A 23,396-nucleotide genomic window follows, 5' to 3' on the forward strand; every position below is an offset into this window, starting at 1 on the left:
GAAGCCCATGGAGCCATGGCCAATGATTAATCTTGAGACCGCCAGCCAAAGCGTGCCGCCGATTGACGGCATTTTTCGCGCGCTTGCCGATCCGACGCGCAGGCGCGTGGTCGAAAGACTGAACAGAAGCCCGGCATCGGTCAGCGAACTGGCAGAGCCCTTCGAGATGGCGCTGCCTTCCTTCGTCGAGCACCTCAAGGTGCTGGAGGGCTGCGGATTGGTGCGGTCGGAAAAGGCCGGCCGAGTGAGGACCTACAGGCTCTCGCCCGAGCCGTTGAAGCTCGCGGAAAACTGGCTCGCCGAGCAGCGCGCGCTGTGGGAACGCCGCCTCGACCAGTTCGACGCCTATGTGATGAACCTCAAGGAGAGTGAAAAGTGAGCTATCCGTTCAAGCCCAATCCGAAGCTGGACCTGACGCTTGAGCGCTTCCTCGACGCGCCGCGCGAATTGCTGTGGCGTGCCTGTACCAAGCCGGAGCATGTCAAGCAATGGTTCACGCCAAAACCCTGGATCATCACCGACTGCGAGATCGATCTCAGGCCCGGCGGCCTGTTCCGCACGCGCATGCAGTCGCCCGACGGCAAGGAGGTCAGCGACCGCCATTGCTGCTATCTCGAAATCGTGCCGAACGAGCGGCTTGTATGGACCGACGCGCTGCTGCCGGGCTACCGGCCGTCCGGCGAGCCATTCATCACCGCTGTCATCGCGTTGACGCCCGAAGGCAAGGGCACGCGCTACACCGCCACCGCCATCCACCGCGACGAGGCGACCCGCAACAACCACGAGGAGATGGGTTTCTTCGACGGCTGGGGCACGGTGGCCGACCAGCTTGCGGCGTATGCGAAGACGATTTGAGATCGCAGACACATGGCGGCCAGGGTATTGTCCAGCCGCCATGCCTGGTCTTTCAATTCAGGTCGCGAAAGCAATGAGCCGCCTGAGGCCGTCCGGCTTCAATAATAAAAGCGCTCTTCGCTAATCTTGCCGTTCTTGACCGTGTAGAGGCCAACCTCGTCCATCTTGACGCGTTCGCCGGTGGACTTGGGCGTCACGTCGAAGCTGAAGCGCAAGGCGAACTGGTCGCTATTGACATAGGGACCCTCGACCGAACCACCGTGAACCTCATGGTTCGCTTCCCACCATTCACCCTTCTGCTTGACGGCCTCCTTGCCGTTGCACACGGCCGTTGGTCCCTCCATCGCTTCGTAGCTGACGATGTCGTCGGCATTGTATTTCGCGGCGGCGCCGTGGCTGTCGCCCCGCTTGAGAAGTTCGGTGAAATCCTTGGCAATGTCGGCAGTGGTCATGATTTCCTCCCGGTTTGGACCAGACCTCAAGTAGGAACCGATCGTTCGCTTGCCACTGCGGGGCCGTTTTGCAGGTGACAATTCGTGTCAGGATCGTCGCGTCTGGAACTATGACGCGGCCATCAGCCGGCCAGCGGTTGAGTTCCCTGCAGATCGTCAGGCCGCAAGCTGTGAATGAGGACGAACTCGCTATTAAGATCTTGTCCAGAACAAAACAGGAACATCGACAAGAGTCAAGGGCGAAGGATCTTCGCGTCTATGAAGTCAATAACATCCGCGCTCGATCGCCAGCCGCCGCACCAACGCCAGCACGCTGTCAATGGTCGGCGTCGGCTGGCCGGTCAGGCGTCCGAGCTCCTGCACGGCCGTGACCAGCGCGTCGATCTCCATAGGGCGGCCGCGCTCGAGGTCCTGCAGCATCGAGGTCTTGTGCTCACCGACATCGCCGGCGCCCTTGATGCGTCGGTCGACGGGGATGAGGAAGCGCACGCCGAGGCTCTCCCCGATCGCCTGCGCCTCCAGCATCATGGCGCGGGCGACGGCGCGCGTGGCTTCGTCGGCGACGATCGCGGCGAGCGTGCTGCCGGTCAGCGCCGAGATCGGGTTGAAGGTGAGGTTGCCCCAAAGCTTCACCCAGATCTCCGAGCGGATGTCCTCGCGCACCGGCGCCTGCAGCCCGGCTTTCACCATCTCGCGGGCCAAGGCGGTGGCCCGCTCGCTCTTCTCGCCCGACGGCTCGCCCAGCGAAAAGCGCGTGCCTTCGACATGGCGGATCAGGCCCGGCGCATCAACCTCGACCGCGGGATAGACGACGGAGCCGATGACGCGCTCCGGTCCAATGCGCTCCCAGATCGTCCCGCCGGGATCGACCGCATCGAGCCGCGTGCCTTCGAGCGCGCCGCCGGCCTTGTGGAAATACCACCAGGGCACGCCGTTCTGCATGGTGACGACGGCTGTCCCCTCGCCCAGCAGCGGTGCTATCTGGTCAAGGGCCGGCGCCAGCGAATGCGCCTTCAGCGCCAGAACGACATAGTCCTGCACGCCGAGGTCCTCGGCGCGCGCAGCCGTCCTCACCCGCGCGACTGTCTCGTTGCCGCCCTCGATCAGGCGAAGCCCATCCGCCTTGATCGCCTCCAGATGCGCACCCCGCGTCACGATCGACAAATCGACCGAGCCGGCGATCGCCAGCTTGGCGGCAAGGTAGCCGCCGATGGCGCCGGCGCCAAAGACCGTGATGCGCATCAGCCGAGCCCGAGTTTTGCGGCGAGACCGATGCGCTGCAGCTTGCCGGTCGCGCCCTTGGGAATCTCGTCGAGGATCACCACCTTACGCGGCACCTTGAAATCGGCGAGCCGGGTGGCGGCGAAACCGCGAATGTCGGCCTCGCTGGCGCTCTGGCCTTCGCGCAGCACGACGGCCGACGCCACCTCTTCACCCAGCTTGTCATGCGGCATGGCGAAGGTGACGACCTGCGCCACCGCCGGATGATCCATCAGCACCTCGTCGACCTCGAGCGGCGAGATCTTTTCGCCGCCGCGGTTGATGATCTCCTTCAACCGGCCAGTGACGCGCAGGTAATTATCCTCGTCGAGCACGCCCTGGTCGCCGGTGTGAAACCAGCCATGGGCGAAGGCGCTGGCATTGGCGTCCGGGTTCTTTTCGTAGCCCGCGGTGACGTTCGGGCCGCGAATGACGATCTCGCCGATCTCGCCAGCCTTGAGCAGCCGTCCGTCCGGCGCCATGACGGCGACTTCCGGGCCAGCCGACGCGCCGACGCTGCCGGGCTTGCGCAGTCCGGGCGGCAGGCGATTGGACGCCATCTGATGCGCGGCCTCGGTCATGCCGTAGGATTCGATCACCGGGCAGCCGAAGGTCGCTTCCAGTTCGGCCATCACTTGCGCCGGGAGCGATGCAGACGACGAACGGATGAAGCGCAGCTTCGCCTCGGCGAGCTGCTCCGGATTGCGGGCGGCGCGCGGCAGGATCGCCTGATGCATGGTGGGCACGGCCGTGTACCAGCTTGGCTTGGCCTCGCTGAGCCACTGGAAGAAACGCAGCGCGTTGAAGCCCGGCGTGCAGAAGACGCTGCCGCCGGCGGCGAGCGAGGAAAGCACCGCAGCGATCAGGCCGTGGATGTGGAACAGCGGCATGATGTTGAGGCAGCGATCGGCCGGCGTCAGGCCGAGCGTCGCGCCTATATGCGCGGCCGAAGCGGCGAGATTGGTGTGGCTGAGTGGAACCAGTTTCGGGCGCGACGTGGTGCCGGAGGTGTGTAGGAGGAGTGCAATGTCGCCGTCCTCGGCCGGTCCGGATGAAACCGGTGATCCAACCGGCTCGCCCTCGATCTTGAAAACGCCGGCCGGCGCGCCTTCCGGCACGACCAAACGCAGCACCGGGATGCCGAGGCGCTCGGCGACTTCGACCGAAGGGCCCTGCTCGTCCTTGCCGACCAGGATCGCCTTGACGCCGATATCGGTCAGATAGAAATCGAGTTCGTCGGCGCGGTAGGCCGGATTGAGCGGAGCGGTGGACGCGGCCGCCGCCAAGGCAATAAAAGCCGTCGCCATCTCCGGGCCATTCGGCAGCACAATGGCGACGCGGTCGCCACGACCGATGCCCAGCACGTTGAGCCGCGCCACAGTATCGCGGATCAGGTTGCGCAGCCCGCCATGCGAGAGGGCCGTCCGTTCGGGCGCGGCGATGGCCGGCGCGTCTTCAGCGCCGGATGCGAGGCGATGGGCGAGATCGGTGGCGTTTTCGCTGTTTATCATGGTTCCAGACTATGTTTCGAACGATCGGCTCATGTCCAGCAAGGCCGGCTCAATATCCGAGCGCCAGGCCGTCCTTGCGCGGATCGGACGCGCCGGTCAGCGTGCCCTTTTCCCAATCGATGAGCACCGCCTGTCCGCCGCCCAACGGGTGATCGGGCTCCACGACACGATGGCCGCGGCGACGCAAGCCCTCGATGGCATCCGCACGCACGCTTCGCTCGGCCTCGACGACGTCGTGGTTGTAGAAGACGCGTGCAGCGTCGATCGCCTGCTGCGGGTCCATGCCGAAGTCGATCATGTTGGTCAAAAGATGCACATGGCCGAAGGGCTGGTAGCCGCCGCCCATGACACCGAAGGGCATCATGGCGCGGCCGTCCTTCGTCATCATGCCCGGCATGATCGTGTGCATCGGCCGCTTGCCGGGCGCGATCGCGTTCGGGTGCTTGGGATCGAGGCGGAAACTGGAGCCACGGTTCTGCAGCACGACCCCGGTCTTCGGGCCGACGACGCCGCTGCCGAAGGAATAATAGGTCGAGTTGATGAAGCTCACCGCGTTGCGGTCGCGGTCGACGACGCTGATATAGACTGTGTCGCTGCCAGGGAGATCGAGACGCGGCAGGTCGGTCATGGCGCGCTCGGGATCGATCGCGGCGCGCAGCCGGTCGGCATAGGCGCTGGAAAGCAGCGCCTGGACGGGCACGTCGACATGATCCTGGTCGGCGAAAAGCGCATCGCGATCCTGGTAAGCGAGGCGTCCTGCCTCGATCTCCAGATGCAGACGTTCGGCGCCCTCGGGATCCAGCCTGCCGAGGTCGAAGCCCGAGAGCACGTTGAGCATCAGAAGCGCGGTCAGGCCCTGGTTATTCGGCGGCATCTGGTGGATGTCGTGACCGCGATAGGACGTGCTGACCGGGGTCCGGTAATCGCCCTTTGTGGCGGCGAAATCGTCGAGCGTGTGCAGCCCGCCGAGCGCACGAAGCCTGCCGACCAGATCGTCCGCGACCGCGCCTTCGTAGAAACCGGCGCGGCCCTTTTTCGCGATGATGCGCAAGGTCTCCGCCAGTTCCGGCTGGCGATGGATGTCACCCGCCTTTGGCGGCTTGCCGCCCGGCAGGAAGATGCGCGTTGCCACCTCGTCCGCCGACAGATCAGTCTCGGGGTCGTGCCAGTCGAAGGCGACACGGTCGTGCACGACATACCCTTCTTCCGCGTAACGAATGGCCGGAGTGAGCGCGTCGGCCAAGCCCTTGCGGCCATGATCCTCAAGCAGCCGGCACCAGGCGTCGACGGCGCCAGGGATGGTGACGGCATGCGGGCCCTGCTTCGGCAGTTCGCTGAACCCCTTGTCCCGGTACAAGTCGACGGTCGCAGCGGCGGGCGCACGACCCGAGCCGTTGAAAGCGATCACCTCGCCCTGCCCTTTCGGGCAATAGAGCACAAAGCAGTCGCCGCCGACGCCGGTCGACTGCGGCTCGACCACGGCCTGCACCGCGGCCGCGCAGACCGCGGCGTCCATCGCGTTGCCGCCGGAGCGCAGCATGTCGATGGCGGCAAGGGTGGAAAGCGGATGCGAGGTCGCGGCCATCGCCTCGGTGGCGCGGACCGGCGAGCGGCCGGGAAACTGGAAGTCACGCATGCTGTTTTAGGTATCCTTGAATCAACGTCCGCGGCCGAAAAGCTGGGCGGCGGACAACAAGACGATCGATAGCACGATCAGGCAAGTCGAAATGGCGGCGATCGTCGGATCGATCTGGTCGCGCAGCGCATTGAACATGCGCCGCGTCAGCGTCGTGGTCTCGCCGCCGGAGATGAACAGCGACACCACCACCTCGTCGAAGGAGGTGATGAAGGCAAACAGCGCGCCCGAGACGATCGAGAAGCGGATTTGCGGCATCGTCACCTGGAAGAAGGCGGAGAAACGGTTGGCGCCGAGGCTCCGCGCCACCATCTCCTGGTTCATGTCGTAGGACCGCAGCCCCGAAAGCACGGTCAGCACGACCAGCGGCAGCGCCTGCACGGTGTGCGCGATGACGAGGCCGGTCAGCGTGTTGTTGAGGCCGATGCGGGCATAGAGGAAGAAAGTGCCGATGCCAATCAGAATGACCGGGATGATCAGCGACGCCGTGAGCAGCGCGTTGATCAAGCCGGTCAGCCGCAGCGTGCGGGCGTTGATGGCGTAGGCGGCCGCGGTGCCGAGCAGCGTCGCGACGATCGCCGTCATCACCGCCGCCTTGACCGAGACGATGGTGGCATCTCGCCATTCAAGCGAGCCGAAATAGCTTTCGTACCAGCGCAGCGACCATTCCTGCGGCGGGAACTCCAGGAGCGAGGAGCCGGAGAAGGACATGATGACGATGATCACCGACGGGGCGATCAGGAACAGCATGACAAGGCCGCCGAGCGCGTAGAGCCAGAGTCGTTGCCGATGCGAGATGGGCAAGGCGTTTTCCATGCTCATCGCCGGCTCCAGACCCCGGTGGCGCGGGCGCCGAGCAGCCAGTGGAAGAGGCCGAGCAGCGCCAGCGTGACGCCAAGCAACACCACGCCGAGCGCTGCGCCCGCGCCCCAGTTGGAATAGAGGCTGGTGGTCTGCTCCATGCGCATCGCCCACATGATCACCTTGCCGCCGCCCATCAGCGCCGGCGTGACGAAAAAGCCGAGGCAAAGCACGAAGACGATGACCACACCCGAGGCCAGGCCAGGCAGCGACAGCGGGAAGAAGATCTGCCGGAAGGTGGCCGCCGGGCTGGCGCCGAGATTCATGCCGGCGCGCAGGCAGTCGACGTCGATGGTCTTCATCGAGGCGTAGAGCGGCAGCACCAGGAAGGGCAGCATGATGTGGGTCATGCCGATGACGACGCCGGCGAAATTGTTGGCGAGCGGCAGCGGCTGGGAGATGACGCCGAGATCCATCAGCCACGTGTTCACCAGCCCCTTGCGCTGCAGGATGACCAGCCAGGCATAGGTGCGCACCAGCACCGAGGTCCAGAACGGCAGGACGACGAAGATCAGGCAAATCGACGCCGCGCGACGCGGCAGCTGCGACAGCATATAGGCCAAGGGATAGCCGAGCAGTATGCAGGCGCCGGTGACGGTGAAGGCCACCTTGAAGGTGGTGACGAAGGTCTTGATGTAGGACGCCTGCTCGAAGAAGCGCGCGTAATTGGCGGCACTGAGCTGACCGCTCTCATCGAACAGCGAAAGCCAGAACAGCCAGCCGATCGGGACGATGATGACGGCGAAGACCAGGAAGAGCCCAGGCGACAGCAGCGCGAGCATGCCGCGCGCTTCCCGTCGCGCATCGGCGTTGAGCGCATCGCCATTGAGCGCCCCGTCGCGGCGGGAGGCATGATCGAGACTGGCGGATGCGAGGCTCATTGGTCGGCCACCAGAACGACGTCCTGCGCATCGATGCCGAGCGTGATCGGCTCGCCCGGCGCCGGCAGTTTCGCCAGCACGTCGGAACGGCAATAGTCGCGCAACGTCACCTGCCGGCCATCCCTGAGCGTCGCGTAGCAGACGAAGCTGTCGCCCTGATAGATGACGTCGCCGACGGTCGCCGGCAGCAGGTTGACGCCGCCGGCCTCGTCGGCGTCGGCGACCAGGCGCAGCTTTTCCGGCCGCACCACCATGAGATGCCGGCCGGCGGACGGCGCGGTCGTGGTCATGCGAAGCTTCCTGTCCTCGTACCAGACGCTGCCGTTGCGGCTCTCTACGGGAACGAAGCTGGACTCGCCGATGAAGCCGGCGACGAACTTGGTCTGCGGCCTGGCGTAAAGAACCTCGGGCTGGTCGATCTGCTCGATGCGACCGGCATTCATGACGGCGATGCGGTCCGACATGGTGATCGCCTCACGCTGGTCGTGCGTGACGTAGACCGTGGTCATGCCCAGCCTGCGATGCAGGTTGCGCAGCTCGATCTGCATGTGCTCGCGCAGGCTCTTGTCGAGCGCCGACAGCGGCTCGTCCATCAAAACGATGCGCGGCTCGAAAACGATGGCGCGGGCCAGAGCCACGCGCTGGCGCTGGCCGCCGGAGAGCTGGTCGACACGGCGCTCGCCAAGGCCTTTCAACTGCACCAGGTCCAATGCCCGCTCGACGCGTTCCGCCGTTTCGGCCGCCGATACGTGGCGCTGCTTCAGCGGAAAGGCGATGTTGTGGAAGACGTTCATATGCGGGAACAGCGCATAGTTCTGGAACACCATTCCGATGTTGCGCTTGTGCGGCGGCATGGTGATGATCTCCTCGCCACCGACCTTGATGGAACCGGCATTGGCCCGCACGAAGCCGGCCAGGATCATCAACAGCGTCGTCTTTCCCGAGCCGGACGGTCCGAGCAGCGTCAGGAATTCGCCCGCCGCGACATCGAGGCTGAGATCGCTGAGGATGGAGACAGCACCGAAGCGCTTCTCGATACCGCTTATGCCGATGGGCAGCGCGGACTGCGCGAGAGACAAGAGCATCTCCTTCAACTCCGGATCATTTTGCGAACGATGCGGAGTGGCGCCGCGAGGACGCCGCTCCAGTACGATCGTCATTGCTGGATCAGGTTGTTGAATTTCTCCGTCGCCTCGACGAGGGTGTCGCGCCAGAAGGCGGGATCCTGCAGCACCTGCTTCTTGACGTTGTCCGGCGCGGAATTGATGTCCTTGATGCGCTCGGGCGGGATCTTGCCGGTCTCGAAGGCCTTCTCATTCGCCGGGCCGTTGTCGACATAGAGCGGCAGGTTGGCCTGGAGGTCGGGGCTGACGAACTTTGCCAGCGCCTTCATGGCGAGGTCCTTGTTCTTGGAACCCTTCGGGATGACCATGCAGTCCGCGGTGAGCACGCCCTGATCGAAGGAGAAGCTGACCGGGGCACCGCTCTTCTTCAGCGTACCGGCTCGGCCGTTCCAGATGCTCGCCATGTCGACCTCGCCATCCTTGACGAGCTGCATGGCCTGCGCGCCGGAGGTCCACCACGCATCGATATGACCCTTGACCTTGTCGACGGATTGCAGCGCGCCGTCGATATCGACCGGATAGACCTTGTCGATCGGAATGCCCTTGGCCAAAGCGGCGACGCTCAGCGTTTCCGTCGCCTGGCTGCCGGAGAGCGCGCGGCGTCCGGGGAATTTCTCGACGTTCCAGAAATCGGCCCAGGTTTTCGGGCCTTTGTCGCCGAAAACATCGGTGCGGTAGATCAGCACGACGGACGTGTAGGAGATGCCGACCCAGTCGTCATGCACGAGCTTCGGGTTGATGCCGGTCTTGTCGATGACGCTGTAGTCGAGCTTTTCGAACAGGCCTTCCTTGGATCCGCGGGCGCATTCGTCGGCGCCAAGCTCAGTGATGTCCCATTTGACGGCGTTGCCGGTGACCTGCAGCCGCACATCGTCGAGGCCGTTGGTGGTGTCCTGCTTGATAGTGATGCCGAGTTCCTTGGCCGTCGGATCGAAGAAGGCCTTGGTCTGCGCTTCCTGATAGGTGCCGCCCCATGAGGCGACGGTGATGGTGTCGGCGGCCGATGCCGGAACGGCGGCCGATGCCAGCAGCCCGGCGAGCGCCAGGCCATTAATGCAAAGTCTCTTCGTCATTTTCGCTTCTCCAACCGGTGTTCCCGTTATCGTTGATTTGGTATGCGAATTTGTATACAATTTTGAGTGTAATTCGCCGAAAGCCGATGTCAACACGGGGCTTCGGTATTTTGATGGTGGAGAAGCAGGGCAGCTCGGAGCGGCCGCGCGTCGCGACAGGGTCTGTTCAAGCAGGCGCTAAAAGGCACTACACTGCGATTCCATGACTGACCGTTGGAGGCGGGACGTTTGAGCAAGGAGAGAAAGAACACGCTGCGCGACTCGGTGTTCGAGAAGCTGAAGGCGTTGATCATCACCGGCCAGATCCCGCCGGGCGGCCGCGTCACGGAAAACGAGATCGCCGAGCGCCTGAAGGTGAGCCGCACGCCGGTGCGCGAGGCCTTCAACCGGCTGGAACGCGACGGCCTGGTGATCGGGCGGCCTCGCCAAGGCTATGTCGTGGCCGAATTCAACATCACCATGTTTCGCGAGGCCTTCGAAATCCGCGAAATGCTTGACGGGCGGGCGACCGAGCTGGCGGCAGCCAACGCGACCGCAGCCGACAAGGCGAGACTGCATGAGATGCTCGCCGAATGCGAGCGGCTGGCGGCGATCCCGGATCGAAGCACGCGGGAAAAATTCGAGGAGCTTCAGGTCGGAATCGACCTGCACCGGGTGATCGCCGAAATCAGCGGCAATGAGATGCTCCACGGCATGCTTTGCGGCATCCTCGACAAGTGCCAGCAATATGTGTGGACCGAGCTTCTGTGGCTGAACGAATGGAAGCTTACCCGCGAGGAGCATGCCGGCATCGTCGACGCGATCTGCGCCGGCGATGTCGCTCTGGCCGGCGAGCGCGCCCGCGCGCATGTGCGCGCCTCACGCGAGAACATCCTGCGGCTGCTGCAGGCCAAGTCCGACTATCAAGGATTCTTCGCCAAGGCCTCGTGAGCCTTGGGCCCTGCCCGTCAGCTGGAAAGCATGGGGCAGTTGGCGCCACGGCGCAGGCTGACATGCGCCACGTCGCCGACGCTGAATTGCGAACCGTCGGCGCGCCGCGGGGCGTCGATGACGATCGATGTGCCCTGCCCGAGCTCGGCATGAAGGCGCAGCGTGCGGCCGTGGAAGACGACGCCGCTGACCCGCGCCGGCGCGGTGCCGTCGCCGGCTTCGCCTGCAACCAGAAGATCTTCCGGGCGCACGCCGATGGTGCGCGTGTCGCCGGCGGCCGGCGTCTCGCCACTGTCTGCGGTGGCCTCCAGCGGCAGCTCGCCGGCGGCGAAGCGCAGGCGCTCGCCATCACGGCCGACAAAGCACGACTGCAACAGGTTCATCGTGCCGATGAAGGAGGCGACGAAACGCGTCGCTGGACGGTCGTAGAGCATTGCCGGCGCGGCGGTCTGCTCGATGCGACCCTTGTTCATGACGACGATGCGGTCGGAGATCGACAGCGCCTCGGTCTGGTCATGCGTGACCATGACGAAGGTGGTGCCGAGCCGCGATTGCAGCCGCTTCAGCTCGACCTGCATCTGCTCGCGCAGATGCGCGTCGAGCGCCGACAGCGGCTCGTCGAGCAGAAGCACGCGCGGCTCGCAGACGATGGCGCGGGCTAAAGCGACGCGCTGGCGCTGGCCGCCGGAGAGTTCCGAGACGCGGGCGCGCAGCTTGTCGGCGAGGCCGACCATGTCGAGCGCGTCGCGGACGCGTTTTGCCTGCTCGGCGCCGGACATTTTGCGCAGCGACAGGCCGAAACCGACATTGGCCGCGACATCCATGTGCGGGAACAGCGCGTAGTCCTGGAAGACGGTGTTGACTGGACGATCGAAGGGCCTCAAGCCCGTGATGTCGCGGCCTTCGAGCAGGACATTGCCGCTCGACGGGCTCTCGAAGCCGGCGATGACGCGCAGGCTGGTCGTCTTGCCGCAGCCGGAAGGGCCAAGGAGGGTCAGGAACTCACCCGGAGCGATATCGAGATCGACGGCATCGAGGCCGACCACGCCACCTGGGAAGACTTTCGAGACTTTTTGCAGTCTTACGAGCGCGTCAGGCGCCATCGCGCACCTCGGACGGTTTTGTCGTGTTGACCCAGAGGATCTGGCAGCGCTCGGCGCCGGGGTTGCGGAAGGCGTGCAGCAGCGTGCTCTTGAAGGCAAAACTGTCACCGGCTTTCAGCACATAAGTCGTGGCATCGACCACCAGCTCGACCTCGCCAGTCATGACGAAACCGAATTCGTGGCCGGCATGGGCGTAGGCTTCCGCTGTGCCGCCGCCTGCCTCCACCGTCACCAGCATGCCGGTGAGCGTCGCCGCAGGTGGCGACAGCAGCGCCTTGGCGATGCCTTCGGATTTCACTGGAATCTGCCGCCGCTTGTCGGCGCGCACGCAATAAAGGTCGTTGACCGCCTCGTTGCCGTCGGTGATCAGCGCGGAAGGCTCGATGTCGAGGGCGGCGGCCAGCGGCCAGATCACCTTGACGCGCAGCGAGGACATGCCGCGCTCGATCTGGCTGAGCGCGCCGATGGAGATGCCGGCTTTTGCGGCAAGGTCGGCGAGCGAGAGGTTACGCTCAAGGCGCAACGCCCGCACGCGCCGGCCGACGCGGATGTCGGCATCGTCTTTCGACCTTTCGGCGGCTTCGTCAAAGACATCCATGCAATGGTCCTCGTTGTCTTTCCACCGACGCGGCGCTGCGCCGCCAGGCTCCCCCTTCTCCCCTTGTGGGAGAAGGTGTCGCCGAAGGCGACGGATGAGGGGTGCTCCAGGGAACGCCAACGTCTCACTCCGCTGGATCACCCCTCATCCGTCTCGGCGCTGCGCGCCGATCCACCTTCTCCCACAAGGGGAGAAGGTAAGAGCGCTCATCCCCCGGCCTTCACTTTCTCGAACATCTTGGCCACATCGTCATTCTGCTTCATCGGGCCGGTGAAGATGGTGCTCTTCAGCATCACGTCCGGGTCCGCCGGCAATTGCAGCTTGTCCAGTTCGTCCTTCGACACGCCGGCGAAAGCCGTGGCGAGCGAGCTGCCATAGCCGTAAGACTGGATCAGGAACTTGCCCGAGTCGGTGTCGAGCCGGCTGTTGATGAAGTCATAGGCGAGATCGACGTTCTTGGCGTCCTTGAGCATGACGAAGCCGCAGGCCCAGGTCAGCATGCCTTCCTTCGGCTTCATGAACTCGACCGGGACGCCCTGCTTCTTGAGCGACGTGGCCGACGCGTTCCAGGTCATGGCGGCGACCAGCTGGCCGCTGGCCAAAGCCTGCTCCACCGAGGTCATGTCGGTGGTGTAGCTCGACAACAGCGGCCGCTGCTCGCGCAGTTTTGCCGCCACCTTGTCCATCTGGTCCGGCGTCATGTCGAAGGGGTTCACGCCCGCCAGAAGTGCTGCGACGATGGGCGTGTCATGCACGGCGTCGATAGTCGCCATGCGGCCGGCATATTGCTTGTCCCAGAGAAGGTTCCAGCTCGCCTCGGGATTCTTCACCAGATCGGTGCGGTAGAGGATCGAGGTGTTGCCCCAGTCCCACGGCACCATCCACACCTTGCCGTCGCCAGCCTGCAGGTCGGGCAGGTTCTTGAACACCGGGAAGATCGAATCCCAGTTCTTGATACGCTTGGTGTCGATCGGCTGCAGCAGGCCTTCCTTGTTCCAGCGCGCCACCTTGTCATAGCAGGGATGCGCGATATCGGGCCGGAAGCCGGCCTTGACCTTGGTGAAGGCGTCGTCGTCATCGCCGAAGATCGACGCCTCGACGCCGTCCGGATGCGCGGCAAGGAAGCTCTTGTTGAAGTCGGGCAATTCATAGCCCGACCAAGTGAAATATTGCAGCTTGTCGGCGGCAAAAGCGACCGTCGACGACAGCGCCATGGCCAGGGCCGCGAGACCCGCCAGGGCCTTGCGGCCGGTTATCCATTTCAGGTGCATAGTCATTTTCGTTCTCCTCTTCTTTGTTGTGCTTCAGGCTGGATTGCGGCGCGCGGCGCCGAGGCCGCGATGGCGCAGGATTTCGGCGGTGCCGGCGATGATGAACGAGACAGTGAGGATCACCGTGCCCAGCGCCATCACGGTCGGCAGCGAGCGCGGAAAACGCAACTGGCTCCAGATGTAGAGCGGCAGCGTCGGCTCGGTGCCGGCGAGGAAGAAGACGACGATGAACTCGTCGAAGGAAATCAGGAAAGAGAGCATGAAGGCCGACAGCACGGCGGGCGCGCTCAGCGGCAGCATGACACGGCGGAACGTCGTCCAATCGGAAGCGCCAAGATCGAGCGCCGCCTCGCGAATGGTTTTCGGAATGGCAGCGAAGCGGCTGCGCATCACCACCACCGTCGTCGGCAGCGCGACGAGGATATGGCCGAGCACGATCGAGATGCGCGATGGGCCGAGGCCGATGAGGTTGACCAAGATCAGAAGCGAAATGCCGACGATGACGCCGGGGATCAGGATCGGCAGCCGGGCGATGGCGCTGATGGTGGCGGCGAGTGGCGAGCGGCCATAGAGGTCCATATAGGAGACGGTGATGCCGCAAAGAGTCGCCCCGGAAGCCGCGATGACGCCGATGACCAGGCTGTTGGCCAGGGCGCCGGAGAGCACCGGATTGCCGTAGAGCGTGCGGTACCAGTCGAGCGTGAAGCCCTGGAGCGGAAACGCCGCCTGGATGGAATTGTTGAAGGAAAACAGCGGGATCAGCAGCACCGGCAGATAGAGGAAGACGAGATAGGCGAGCACGTAAAGGCCGAGCCAGCGGCCGTCGCTGTTGGTGTTGGCCCGCGTGCTCATGTGCGGCTGCCGAACCGGCGGTCGGCGCCGCGCGCGACCAGCACGACGCATAGGATCACCAGCATGACGCAGACCGAAAGGGCGGCGCCAAACGGCCAGTCATTGGCCTTGCCGAACTGCGACTGGATCAGCGTGCCGATCATGGTGCTGGCCGGACCGCCGACCATGGCCGGCGTGACATAGTCGCCGACCGTCGGCACGAAGACGACGAGCGCCGCCGCCAGCACGCCCGGCATGGAATTGGGCAGCACGACGCGGCAGAACGATGTGAAGGGCCGCGCGCCGAGATCGGAGGCGGCTTCGAGCAGCGACTTCGGGATCGTGTCCAGCGCCACATAGATCGGCAGGATGGCGAAGGGCGCGTAAGCGTGGGCGAGCGTGACCACCACCGCGGCCGGTGTGTTGAGGAAGGCAAGCGTCGGCTCCTTCCAAAGGCCGCTTTCGATGAAAGCTGAGTTCAGCACGCCGTTATAGGCGAGCACGATCTTCCAGGCGAAGACGCGCAAGAGATAGCTGGTCCAGAAGGGCAGCGTGACCAGGAAGAGCAAAAGGTTGCGGCGGCGGCCGGCATGGAAGGCGAGGTAGTAGGCGACCGGATATGCGGTCGCAACGGTCGCGAGCGTCACCAGGCCGGCAATCACCAGCGAGCGCAGCGTCACCGTCCAGTAGAGCGGATCGGTGGCGACGGTGAGGAAATTCTGCGCCGTCAGGCCGACGCCGAGCAGCGAGCCGTCATTGCCCCTGAAGGCGAGGAAGACCACAAGGCCGAGCGCGAACAGGATCAGGAAGAAGGTGACCAGCCCGCCCGGCAGCAGCATGGCGAAGCGGAAGACCGGCGAGATGCGGTTTTCCGGCAACGGCCGTGCTGCAACGATGGTCGACATGTTCATGGCCCGTTTGGCGAAACTGCCCATCGGAATTCTGAAATCGCCTAATGTTTTTTCATATTCATGAAACTGTCAAGCTGAATCGCTTGTGCGCTGCACGCGTTCGGCGTCAGCGTTCGAATGCGTCGAGCATCCGGTACCAGGTGATGGCCGCCGCAACGCCGATCTGGCGAAAGGCGTGGAACGGCACCGTCCGGATCGGCGACAGCGGGAACGGCAATTGCCTGGTATCGCAGCTGGCAAGATAGTTCGCCATGCGTTTGCCGAGCGCGCTCATCAGGCCGACGCCCCTGCCCTGGCAGCCGACGACCGCGAGCAGGCCTTTCTCCGGTTCATGCAGATGCGGCAGGTGATCCGGCGTCAGCGCGACGCGGCCGAACCAGCGCTTTTCGATGGCGATGCCGTCAAGCGCCGGATAGAGGCGGATGAGCGCGCGCTCGCAATGTGCCCAGTCGGCCGCGCTTGAGGGCAGCGCCATGCGCCCGCGGCCGCCCAGCACCATGCGGCCATCGGGGCTTTTGCGATAGTAGACGAGGATGCGACGCGAATCGGAAACGGCTTGCCCGCCGGGCAGGATGCTTGCTGCAAGCTCCGCCGGCAGCGGCGCGGTCGCGATCTGGAAGGAATGCAGCGGCACGATTGTTTGCGCGAGGCCGGGCAACAGGCCGTCCGTATAGGCGTTCGTGGCGAGCACCACCGACTTCGCTCGCAATTCGATGCCGCTCTCTGTCGAAACCCTCCAGCCGCCGGCCTCCTTGGCGAGCTTCACCACCCGCTGTTGCTCGGCGATGCCGGCGCCAGCCGCCGAGGCCACGCGGGCCAGTTCGAGCGTGTAGGACAGCGGATCGATGACGCCGGCGCGGCGATCGAGCCAGCCGCCGAGATAACCCCTGGCGCCGGTCATCGCCGCGATCTCGGCCTTGTCGAGCAGCTCGACATTGGCGCCGCGCGTGCGCCATTGGCGATCGCGGTTGGCCGCCGCCTTCAGCGCGGTCTCGGTGTGCGCCGCCTGGATCCAGCCGTTGCGCGTGAACGGCACGGCCAGCTTCTCTTCGCGGATCAGATCGAACACGGCGTCGGCCGTCGAGGCGGCGAACGCGACCAGGGCTTCGCCGCGCTCCTTGCCGAAATGCTCGATTAGCCATTCCGGGTCGTATTTGAGGCCGGGAATGACCTGGCCGCCATTGAGGCCGGAAGCGCCCTGCCCGATCGCACCGGCGTCCAGCACCTGGACCGACAGACCGGCGCGTGCCGCATGCAAGGCCGTCGACAGGCCCATGATGCCGCCGCCGACGATGATCGCGTCCAACGTGCCGCCGGATGACAGTTCGGACCGGAACGCCGGCACCGTTTGGGGTTTTTGCCACACCGGATCGGAGAAGGCTGCGGGCAAAGATCACCTCGGCGCTAGGACTTCGTGAAAATCCTATTGGCGATTTCATGAATTTGAAAGAGCGCTCGATAGGCCAGACAGGTCCTGGCTATGTGACAGCACAGCCATTGGCCCATAAACCTTGGCATCGACGGGATAGACGTTCGCGCTAAATCCGGGGAAAGTGCCGCGCGACAATCGAGAGGAATGATGCCATGACCGATCCGACCCGCCTGCCTGCCGAGGGACTTTTCGTCGGCCGCGCCAGGACCAGCACCGCTTCTCATCCGCTGGTGGTGACGGTGCGGGACGGCGAGGTCATCGACATCACCTCGAGCGCGGCGCCGACGGTGCGCGATCTTTGCGAGTTGAAGGATCCGGCTGACTATCTGCGTTCGGCCAAGGGCAAGGCGATCGGCGCGCTCGCCGACATCGCCGCGAACAGTTTTGAGGCCACGCGTGACGCCACCAAGCCCGTCCTGCTGTCGCCCGTCGACCTGCAGGCGGTGAAAGCTTCCGGCGTCACCTTCGTCGTCAGCCTGCTCGAGCGTGTGATCGAGGAGCAGGCGCGCGGCTCGGCGGAGAAGGCCGACGCCATCCGCGCCGACATCGCCGGGCTGATCGGCCATGACCTCTCCAAGCTCAAGCCCGGCTCGCCGGAAGCGATGGAGATCAAGGCCAAGCTGATTTCGCGCGGCGCCTGGTCGCAATATCTGGAAGTGGGCATCGGCCCGGACGCCGAGATCTTCACCAAATGCCAGCCGATGGCGTCCGTCGGCTTCGGCGCCGATGTCGGGCTGCATCCCGTCTCCACCTGGAACAATCCGGAGCCGGAGATCGCCATGATCGCCGACAGCTCGGGCCGCATCGTCGGCGCCACGCTCGGCAACGACGTCAATCTGCGCGATGTCGAGGGACGCTCGGCGCTGCTTCTGGGCAAGGCCAAGGACAACAACGCTTCGGCGTCGCTCGGGCCGTTCATCCGGCTGTTCGACGAGACGTTTTCCATCGCCGACGTAAAGCGCGCCACCGTGCGGCTCAGCGTCGAGGGCGAGGACGGCTTCTCGCTGGAAGGCGCGAGCTCGATGGCGGAAATCAGCCGCTCGCCGGAAGAACTGGTCAAGGCGGCGATGGGGCCGCATCACCAGTATCCCGACGGGCTGGCGCTCTATCTCGGCACCATGTTCGTGCCCTCCAAGGATCGCGGCGAAAAGGGCAAAGGCTTTACCCACAAGGTCGGCGACATCGTCACCATCTCGTCGGAAAAGCTCGGCGCGCTCACCAATCGCGTGCGCCTGTCGCCGGATTGTCCGCATTGGACCTACGGCGCCAGCCACCTGATGCGCGACCTGGCCAAGGCGGGCCTTATCTAACGCCGCACCAGAGGGCCATTGCCTGGAGGTCAATCCGCGCGGCGGATGAGCCGATGGGGCCGCTTGCCCGCGAAAATCATCGCAGCTGATGCAATCTGATGGGATTGCTGATGGCGCGCGAAGCTGTGCCAACATCCATTGGCGATGGAGCCTTGCCATCGTCTGAAAAAGGGAATGCTCTGGACGTTCCGGTCGGCGCTGGCAGGAGACGTGGACAAAGGCCGCGTCGCGCCAATCCAGGAGGAGAGTTTCAACATGGGAGGAAATCGAATGCTTTCGCGGCTAAGACTGCTCGTGCTTGGCTTGATCGCGCTCATCGCCATTCCGGCGATGGCTGAGGCCAAGACGTTCTACTGGATTTCACATGGCGGTCCGGCCGACCCGGTCTGGACCTATTTCCTGGCCGGCGCCAAGCAATGGGCAAGCGACACCGGCAACAAGGTCAACACGTCGTTCCACAATGGCGACGTTGCCTCGCAGCAGGAGGCGATCCGCGCCGCCATCTCGGCCAAGGCCGACGGCATCGTGACCACCAGCCCCGATCCGGGCAGCCTGATCGAGCTGGCCAAGGAAGCGCGCGCGGCCAACATACCGATCATCAACTTCAACACGCCCGACCCGAAAGCCAACTTCAACGCCTATGTCGGCGGCGACAACGTCACCTTCGGCAAGCACTGGGCGCAATACCTGGTCGACAAGGGGCTAGTGAAGAAAGGCGACTTCGTCTGGATGCCGGTCGAGGTTCCCGGCGCCACCTATGGCGTGCAGGAAGAGGAAGGCATCAAGAGCGTCTTCGAGCCGCTCGGGATCACCTATGAGATCACCGAGGCCACGCTCGACCAGGCCGAAGTGATCAGCCGCATGGCCGACTACCTCACCGCGCACAAGGGCAAGGTGAAGGCGATCATCGGCCTCGGCGACCTCGTCACCGGCTCGATCAAGCGCGTGTTCGACCAGGTCGGCGTCAAGGCCGGCGAGATCCCGGTCGTCGGCTGGGGCAACTCGCTCGACACCACGCAGGAAGTGCTGAACGGCTACGTCAATGCCGCGCAGTGGCAGGACCCGCAGGCGACCAGCTATGTGGCGCTTTCGCTGGCCAACATGGCCGCGAGCGGCATTCCCCCGGGCTTCAACGTCATCACCGGCGCGCTCTATGAAAAGGACACCGCCGGCGTCTACGACAAGATCCTGTCCGGCAAATAAGTCCCCGCGCGATTGACCAGCGCCGCGCTTTCCACCTGAGGCGCGGCGCTGGATGCTACCGCCGCCGGAGCCGCCGCCATACGCGGCGCGTAACCCGGCCAGTTTCAATCATGTCGCGGGTATCTCGTGGAAAATCGTTCCTTCGTCCAGCGCCTGATCGGCAGGTCAGAATTTGGCCCCCTTGTCCTGCTCGTCGTCGAGCTGGTCGTGTTCTGGGCCATCAACCCGGACTTCCTGTCGCCGCAGAACATCTCCAACATCCTGGCCTTCACCGTCGAGCTCGGCCTCATTGCGCTGGCGATGACTCTGTTGATGACATCGGGCGAATTCGACCTTTCCGTCGGCTCGCTGTTCGGCTTCTCGCCAGTGTTGATGTGGACGCTCTACAACAGCGGCGTCACCTCGCTGGAGGTGGGCCTGCTGATCGCGCTGATCGTTGCCGCGCTGATCGGGCTGGTGAATGGCTGGTTCGTGACCCAGCTCAAGATCCCGTCCTTCCTCGTCACGCTCGGCATGCTGCTGGTCGTGCGCGGCACGGCGCTCTTCGTCACCGACGGTTTTCCGCAGCGGACCTGGAGCGCCGAAGGCAGCTGGCTGGCGAACCTCCTGGTCGGAGACTTCTATGTCGGTCCGTTCCGCATCTATGCCTCGCTGTTCTGGTTCATCGGCGCTGCGATCATCCTCGGCTATGTGCTGACGCAAAGCCGGACCGGCAACTGGATCCAGGCCGCCGGCGGCAATCCCAACGCGGCGCGTGCGCGTGGCGTCAACGTCAACCGCGTCAAGGTCGGCCTGTTCGTCCTGTCGGCGGTGATGGCCTCGCTCGCCGGCGTGATCTCGTCGCTGCGCACCTCCGCGGCCAACCCCAATAGCGGCACCGGCTACGAGCTCGAGGTCATCGCCATGGTGGTGATCGGCGGCACGGCGCTGACCGGCGGGCGCGGCACCATCATCGGCACGGTGCTCGGCATCCTGATCCTGCGCGTGATGCGCAACGGCATCGTGCTGATCGGGGTGCCGGGGCTCGCCTACAACATCTTCATCGGCGCGATCATCCTCGGCATGATGGCGCTGCACTCATGGCTCGAACGCCGGCACCAGGCAGGGACTTAAGACGATGGCCGAGCCTCTGATCCGCATGACAAACATCCGCAAGTCCTACGGGCGCGTGCAGGCGCTGGTGGACGCCAATTTCCACGTCAATGAAAAGGAAATCGTCGGCCTGCTCGGCGATAACGGCGCCGGCAAGTCGACATTGATCAAGGTGCTGTCGGGCGCCGTGCCGCTGACCAGCGGCGACATCTTCGTGCGCGGCAAGAAGGTCAATTTCCGCAGCACCAGCGACGCAATCGCTGAGGGCATCGAGACGATTTACCAGGACTCGGCGCTGGTCACACAGCTGTCGATCGCGCGCAACCTGTTCCTCGGCCGCGAGCCGATCAAGGCGCCGCGCTTCCTCAACCGCATGGATCAGGAGGCGATGAACGCGGTGGCGCGCGACCTTCTGCGGCAAGTCGGCATCACCAAGAACATCCCGCCGACGACGCCGATCGGCTCGCTGTCGGGCGGCGAGCGGCAGGCGGTGGCGATCGCGCGCGCCATGCATTTCGACAGCGATCTCATCATCCTCGACGAGCCGACCAACAATCTCGGCGTCGCCGAGACGCAAGGGGTGCTGAGCTTCGTGCGCAGCGCCCGCGACTCCGGTCATTCCTGCATCTTCATCGCCCACAACATCCACCACGTCTTCCAGGTGGTCGACCGCATCGTGGTGATGCGCCGGGGCAAGGTGGTGGCCGACGACATCGATCCGAAGAAGACGACGGTGGCCGAGGTCGAGCGCGTCATCACCGGCATGTCAGACAAGGAAATCCGGGATGCGATCGCCGACGGCCGGGAGTCGCATGGCTGATTTCGGCTGACATTGACTTGGCGTGACAGGGGCTCGCATCCCATCCTATGACTGGACCCATGAAAGCCACCGTAGCCGACATCGCCAGAAGCTGCGGCCTGTCGACCGCGACGGTCGACAGGGTGCTGAACAACCGCCCGGGCGCGAGCGCCGCCAACCGGCAGCGGGTGCTGGAGGCGGCCAAGCAGCTCGGCTATCTGCCGACGCTCGATCAGGTCGTGCTGCCGTCGAAGCCGGCGCATCTGGAATTCTTCCTGCCGATCGGCTCCAACGCCTTCATGGCCGACCTTGCCCATCACATCGAAGACTATGCGGCGCGCCTGCCCCTGGTCGCCTCCTGCCGCATCCACAACCTTGCCGGCATTTCGCCCGGCGCGCTGCAGGGCGCGGTGGAGAATCTGTCGCTCAAGGCCAATGGCGTCGGCGTCATCGCCGTCGACCATCCGCGCACACGCAACATCCTGCGCGAGCTGGTCGAGGCCGGGATCAGGCTGGTCACGCTGGTCTCGGACGTGCCGGCCGCGCCCCGTTCGGCCTATGTCGGCATCGACAACCGCGTTGCGGGCCGCACGGCGGCGCTGCTGATGGGCCGCTTTCTCGGCGGCCGCACCGGGCACCTGGCGATGGTGGTCGGCTCGCGCTCCTATCGCGGCCATGAGGAGCGCGAGATGGGTTTTCGCTCGGTGCTGAGCGAAGAGTTCCCCAACCTCACCGTGTCCAGCGCCGTCGAGATCAACGACGAGCCGGACGCCAGCTACCGCGCGACGATCAAGGCGCTGCACGACGAACCGGATCTGCTCGGCATCTACTGCGTCGGCGCCGGACGCTCCGGCGTCGCCAAGGCGCTGCTAGAAGCCAAGCCGCGCAGGAAGCCGGTCTTCATCTGCCACGACCTGACCAAGGAGACACGGCGCTATCTCGTCGATGACCTCGCCGACGTCGTCATCGACCAGAATGCGCGGCTGATCGCTGAGCAGTCCGTGATCCGCCTGCTCGGCTCGATCGCCTCCTCGGCCCCCTATCTGACGAAAAAATTCATCGAGCCGCGGCTGATCTTCAAGGAAAACGTGCCGGTGCAGTAGACCGGCGACCGGTCCCGGCGGATGGTTCCTCGGATTTGTCTGACGATTGATCTCGCGTTTCTGCACAGCAGCTATGCACGTTTCGCAATTGCCGAATCGTTAGGCACCCCGTATTTATCTGGGTGTCGGCCATCTCCTCCTCCCAGATGTGATGCTGACGCTGAGTGCGGTACACCTCCTCCCGTGCCGTATTCGAAATCAAGCCCGCTGCCACCTCCTCCCGGCAGCGGGCTTTTTCTTTGCGCCCCAAAGGGGGAGAAGCCAGCCCATCTGATGCTGAGCAGGCACGGGCTATCTCTTTGATTTAACGCAATTCCGGGCGGAAAACCGCTCACACTTTTCCTGGAATTGCTCTAGCCTTTCGCTGTCACCAGATTGGAGCTGAGCTCGAAAGCGACTCCCGATCCATCGGCGTAGGATTGCAGCACGGGCGCACTCCCGCTCACGATATCCTCCGCGATGCGCTCGCGTTCGTGAACGGCCATTGCCTTACCGGCAGCACTCATGCCGACCAGCGCCATCGTGTTCAATCGCAGAAGGGGTGCCCGGTCCTCAAAGCGTATCCTGCGCGATATTGTCCTTGATCGAACGTCGTGGAAGCCGGCGTCCCGGAGCAGCGCCTCGAGCAGCGCCGCATTGCCAAAGCTGTGGCGCAGGTCGGCGATTGGGCCGAGGAGCCGCTCGGCGACGCGGCGGAGTTCTCGAAAGAAGGGGATTTCCTCATCGGAGCGCCACGTGGCAGCTGCCAACCGGCCGCCCTGCGCCAAAGCTCGCCGCATCTGCGCAGCCGCGGCGGGCTTGTCGGGAAAGAACTGCAGCCCCTGCTGACAGACGACCACGTCGAACTGCTCTCTGTCGCGGAGCGGCAGCGCACCGGCGTTACCTATGCGCCAATCGATGTCTGGCGCCACGGTGCGCGCGACCGCAAGCATATCCGCGTTGATGTCGATGCCGACAACATAGCCGGCGGCACCGAGCCGTTCCCTGGCAACGCGCGCGACTATTCCCGTGCCGCAGGCGATGTCCAACACGCGGTGGCCTGGAGAGAGCTTCACCTCATCGAAGGTCGCTTCGGCCCAAGGGCGGAAGAGAGGCGCCACGAGCCAGCGCTCATACATCTCCGGAAAACTTGCCTGACCCATCGTCTAGCGCCCGTTTCC

The 23,396-nt window shown here is 64.6% G+C and carries 23 protein-coding genes; 8 read left to right on the top strand and 15 right to left on the bottom strand.

From position 1 onward, the window contains the following. Positions 1 to 22 precede the first annotated feature (22 nt). Both CK230_RS19635 and CK230_RS19640 read left to right on the top strand, forming a co-directional pair. Positions 23 to 379, top strand: a complete 357-nt coding sequence (locus CK230_RS19635) for a metalloregulator ArsR/SmtB family transcription factor (protein ID WP_095818795.1) — start codon at positions 23 to 25, stop codon at positions 377 to 379. After that, complete coding sequence (locus tag CK230_RS19640) at positions 376 to 855, top strand: SRPBCC family protein (RefSeq protein WP_095818796.1); 480 nt, start codon at positions 376 to 378, stop codon at positions 853 to 855. The genes CK230_RS19635 and CK230_RS19640 overlap by 4 nt, the downstream gene beginning before the upstream one ends. A 98-nt stretch (positions 856 to 953) precedes the next feature. Here CK230_RS19640 and CK230_RS19645 read toward each other — a convergent pair whose 3' ends face one another. The 8 genes from CK230_RS19645 to CK230_RS19680 all read right to left on the bottom strand — a co-directional run bounded on the left by CK230_RS19645 (position 954) and on the right by CK230_RS19680 (position 9,653). Next, the gene (locus CK230_RS19645) at positions 954 to 1,307 is read right to left on the bottom strand and encodes a SnoaL-like domain-containing protein (protein ID WP_095818797.1); all 354 of its coding nucleotides are present in this window, start codon (positions 1,305 to 1,307) and stop codon (positions 954 to 956) included. A 264-nt stretch (positions 1,308 to 1,571) separates the two neighbouring features. Then, positions 1,572 to 2,549, bottom strand: coding sequence for a 2-dehydropantoate 2-reductase (locus tag CK230_RS19650; RefSeq protein ID WP_095818798.1), 978 nt, complete (start codon positions 2,547 to 2,549; stop codon positions 1,572 to 1,574). Further along, complete coding sequence (locus tag CK230_RS19655) at positions 2,549 to 4,078, bottom strand: acyl--CoA ligase (RefSeq protein WP_095818799.1); 1,530 nt, start codon at positions 4,076 to 4,078, stop codon at positions 2,549 to 2,551. Before CK230_RS19655 ends, CK230_RS19650 begins: the two co-directional genes overlap by 1 nt. A gap of 49 nt (positions 4,079 to 4,127) precedes the next feature. Continuing rightward, complete coding sequence (gene ggt, locus CK230_RS19660; RefSeq protein ID WP_095818800.1) at positions 4,128 to 5,714, bottom strand: gamma-glutamyltransferase; 1,587 nt, start codon at positions 5,712 to 5,714, stop codon at positions 4,128 to 4,130. Between the two features lie 21 nt (positions 5,715 to 5,735). Further along, positions 5,736 to 6,536 carry an ABC transporter permease gene (locus CK230_RS19665; protein ID WP_095818801.1) on the bottom strand — a complete coding sequence of 267 codons (801 nt, stop codon included), beginning with the start codon at positions 6,534 to 6,536 and terminating at the stop codon, positions 5,736 to 5,738. Continuing rightward, the gene (locus CK230_RS19670) at positions 6,533 to 7,456 is read right to left on the bottom strand and encodes an ABC transporter permease (protein WP_095818802.1); all 924 of its coding nucleotides are present in this window, start codon (positions 7,454 to 7,456) and stop codon (positions 6,533 to 6,535) included. Before CK230_RS19670 ends, CK230_RS19665 begins: the two co-directional genes overlap by 4 nt. After that, positions 7,453 to 8,535, bottom strand: a complete 1,083-nt coding sequence (locus CK230_RS19675) for an ABC transporter ATP-binding protein (RefSeq protein WP_095818955.1) — start codon at positions 8,533 to 8,535, stop codon at positions 7,453 to 7,455. The genes CK230_RS19670 and CK230_RS19675 overlap by 4 nt, the downstream gene beginning before the upstream one ends. A gap of 77 nt (positions 8,536 to 8,612) precedes the next feature. Continuing rightward, positions 8,613 to 9,653 (bottom strand): ABC transporter substrate-binding protein, encoded by a 1,041-nt coding sequence (locus CK230_RS19680; protein WP_095818803.1) that lies wholly within the window; start codon positions 9,651 to 9,653, stop codon positions 8,613 to 8,615. A gap of 228 nt (positions 9,654 to 9,881) precedes the next feature. On the opposite strand from CK230_RS19680, the gene CK230_RS19685 reads away from it, so the two are divergent. Then, positions 9,882 to 10,583, top strand: coding sequence for a GntR family transcriptional regulator (locus CK230_RS19685; RefSeq protein WP_176480152.1), 702 nt, complete (start codon positions 9,882 to 9,884; stop codon positions 10,581 to 10,583). A 17-nt stretch (positions 10,584 to 10,600) separates the two neighbouring features. Here the strand turns inward: CK230_RS19685 and CK230_RS19690 are convergent, their stop codons facing one another. From CK230_RS19690 to CK230_RS19715, 6 genes are all read right to left on the bottom strand, one after another. Beyond that, on the bottom strand, positions 10,601 to 11,686 hold the full coding sequence (locus tag CK230_RS19690; RefSeq protein ID WP_095818805.1) for an ABC transporter ATP-binding protein: 1,086 nt from the start codon (positions 11,684 to 11,686) through the stop codon (positions 10,601 to 10,603). Next, entirely contained in the window at positions 11,676 to 12,284 is a 609-nt protein-coding gene (locus CK230_RS19695; RefSeq protein ID WP_095818806.1) for a cupin domain-containing protein, read from the bottom strand. Before CK230_RS19695 ends, CK230_RS19690 begins: the two co-directional genes overlap by 11 nt. A 206-nt stretch (positions 12,285 to 12,490) precedes the next feature. Further along, a complete protein-coding gene (locus CK230_RS19700; RefSeq protein WP_095818807.1) occupies positions 12,491 to 13,561 on the bottom strand; it encodes an ABC transporter substrate-binding protein in 1,071 nt (356 codons plus the stop codon). Positions 13,562 to 13,588: 27 nt separating this feature from the next. Continuing rightward, a complete protein-coding gene (locus CK230_RS19705; RefSeq protein WP_095818808.1) occupies positions 13,589 to 14,407 on the bottom strand; it encodes an ABC transporter permease in 819 nt (272 codons plus the stop codon). Beyond that, on the bottom strand, positions 14,404 to 15,291 hold the full coding sequence (locus CK230_RS19710; protein ID WP_095818956.1) for an ABC transporter permease: 888 nt from the start codon (positions 15,289 to 15,291) through the stop codon (positions 14,404 to 14,406). The genes CK230_RS19705 and CK230_RS19710 overlap by 4 nt, the downstream gene beginning before the upstream one ends. Positions 15,292 to 15,403: 112 nt before the next feature. Beyond that, positions 15,404 to 16,687: an FAD-dependent oxidoreductase gene (locus tag CK230_RS19715; protein WP_095818809.1), complete on the bottom strand. Its 1,284-nt coding sequence runs from the start codon at positions 16,685 to 16,687 to the stop codon at positions 15,404 to 15,406. A 194-nt stretch (positions 16,688 to 16,881) separates the two neighbouring features. On the opposite strand from CK230_RS19715, the gene CK230_RS19720 reads away from it, so the two are divergent. The 5 genes from CK230_RS19720 (at position 16,882) to CK230_RS19740 (ending at position 22,236) form a co-directional block, all read left to right on the top strand. Continuing rightward, on the top strand, positions 16,882 to 18,039 hold the full coding sequence (locus CK230_RS19720; protein WP_095818810.1) for a fumarylacetoacetate hydrolase family protein: 1,158 nt from the start codon (positions 16,882 to 16,884) through the stop codon (positions 18,037 to 18,039). 270 nt (positions 18,040 to 18,309) lie between these two features. Then, positions 18,310 to 19,242, top strand: a complete 933-nt coding sequence (locus tag CK230_RS19725; RefSeq protein WP_095818957.1) for a substrate-binding domain-containing protein — start codon at positions 18,310 to 18,312, stop codon at positions 19,240 to 19,242. A 126-nt stretch (positions 19,243 to 19,368) separates the two neighbouring features. Beyond that, the gene (locus CK230_RS19730; RefSeq protein WP_095818811.1) at positions 19,369 to 20,355 is read left to right on the top strand and encodes an ABC transporter permease; all 987 of its coding nucleotides are present in this window, start codon (positions 19,369 to 19,371) and stop codon (positions 20,353 to 20,355) included. A 4-nt stretch (positions 20,356 to 20,359) separates the two neighbouring features. Next, the gene (locus CK230_RS19735; RefSeq protein WP_095818812.1) at positions 20,360 to 21,154 is read left to right on the top strand and encodes an ATP-binding cassette domain-containing protein; all 795 of its coding nucleotides are present in this window, start codon (positions 20,360 to 20,362) and stop codon (positions 21,152 to 21,154) included. Between the two features lie 59 nt (positions 21,155 to 21,213). Then, on the top strand, positions 21,214 to 22,236 hold the full coding sequence (locus tag CK230_RS19740; protein ID WP_095818813.1) for a LacI family DNA-binding transcriptional regulator: 1,023 nt from the start codon (positions 21,214 to 21,216) through the stop codon (positions 22,234 to 22,236). 353 nt (positions 22,237 to 22,589) lie between these two features. Here CK230_RS19740 and CK230_RS19745 read toward each other — a convergent pair whose 3' ends face one another. Continuing rightward, positions 22,590 to 23,378 (bottom strand): methyltransferase domain-containing protein, encoded by a 789-nt coding sequence (locus tag CK230_RS19745; protein WP_095818814.1) that lies wholly within the window; start codon positions 23,376 to 23,378, stop codon positions 22,590 to 22,592. Positions 23,379 to 23,396 lie beyond the last annotated feature (18 nt).

The organism is Mesorhizobium sp. WSM3859, assembly GCF_002295065.1.
Taxonomy (GTDB): domain Bacteria; phylum Pseudomonadota; class Alphaproteobacteria; order Rhizobiales; family Rhizobiaceae; genus Mesorhizobium.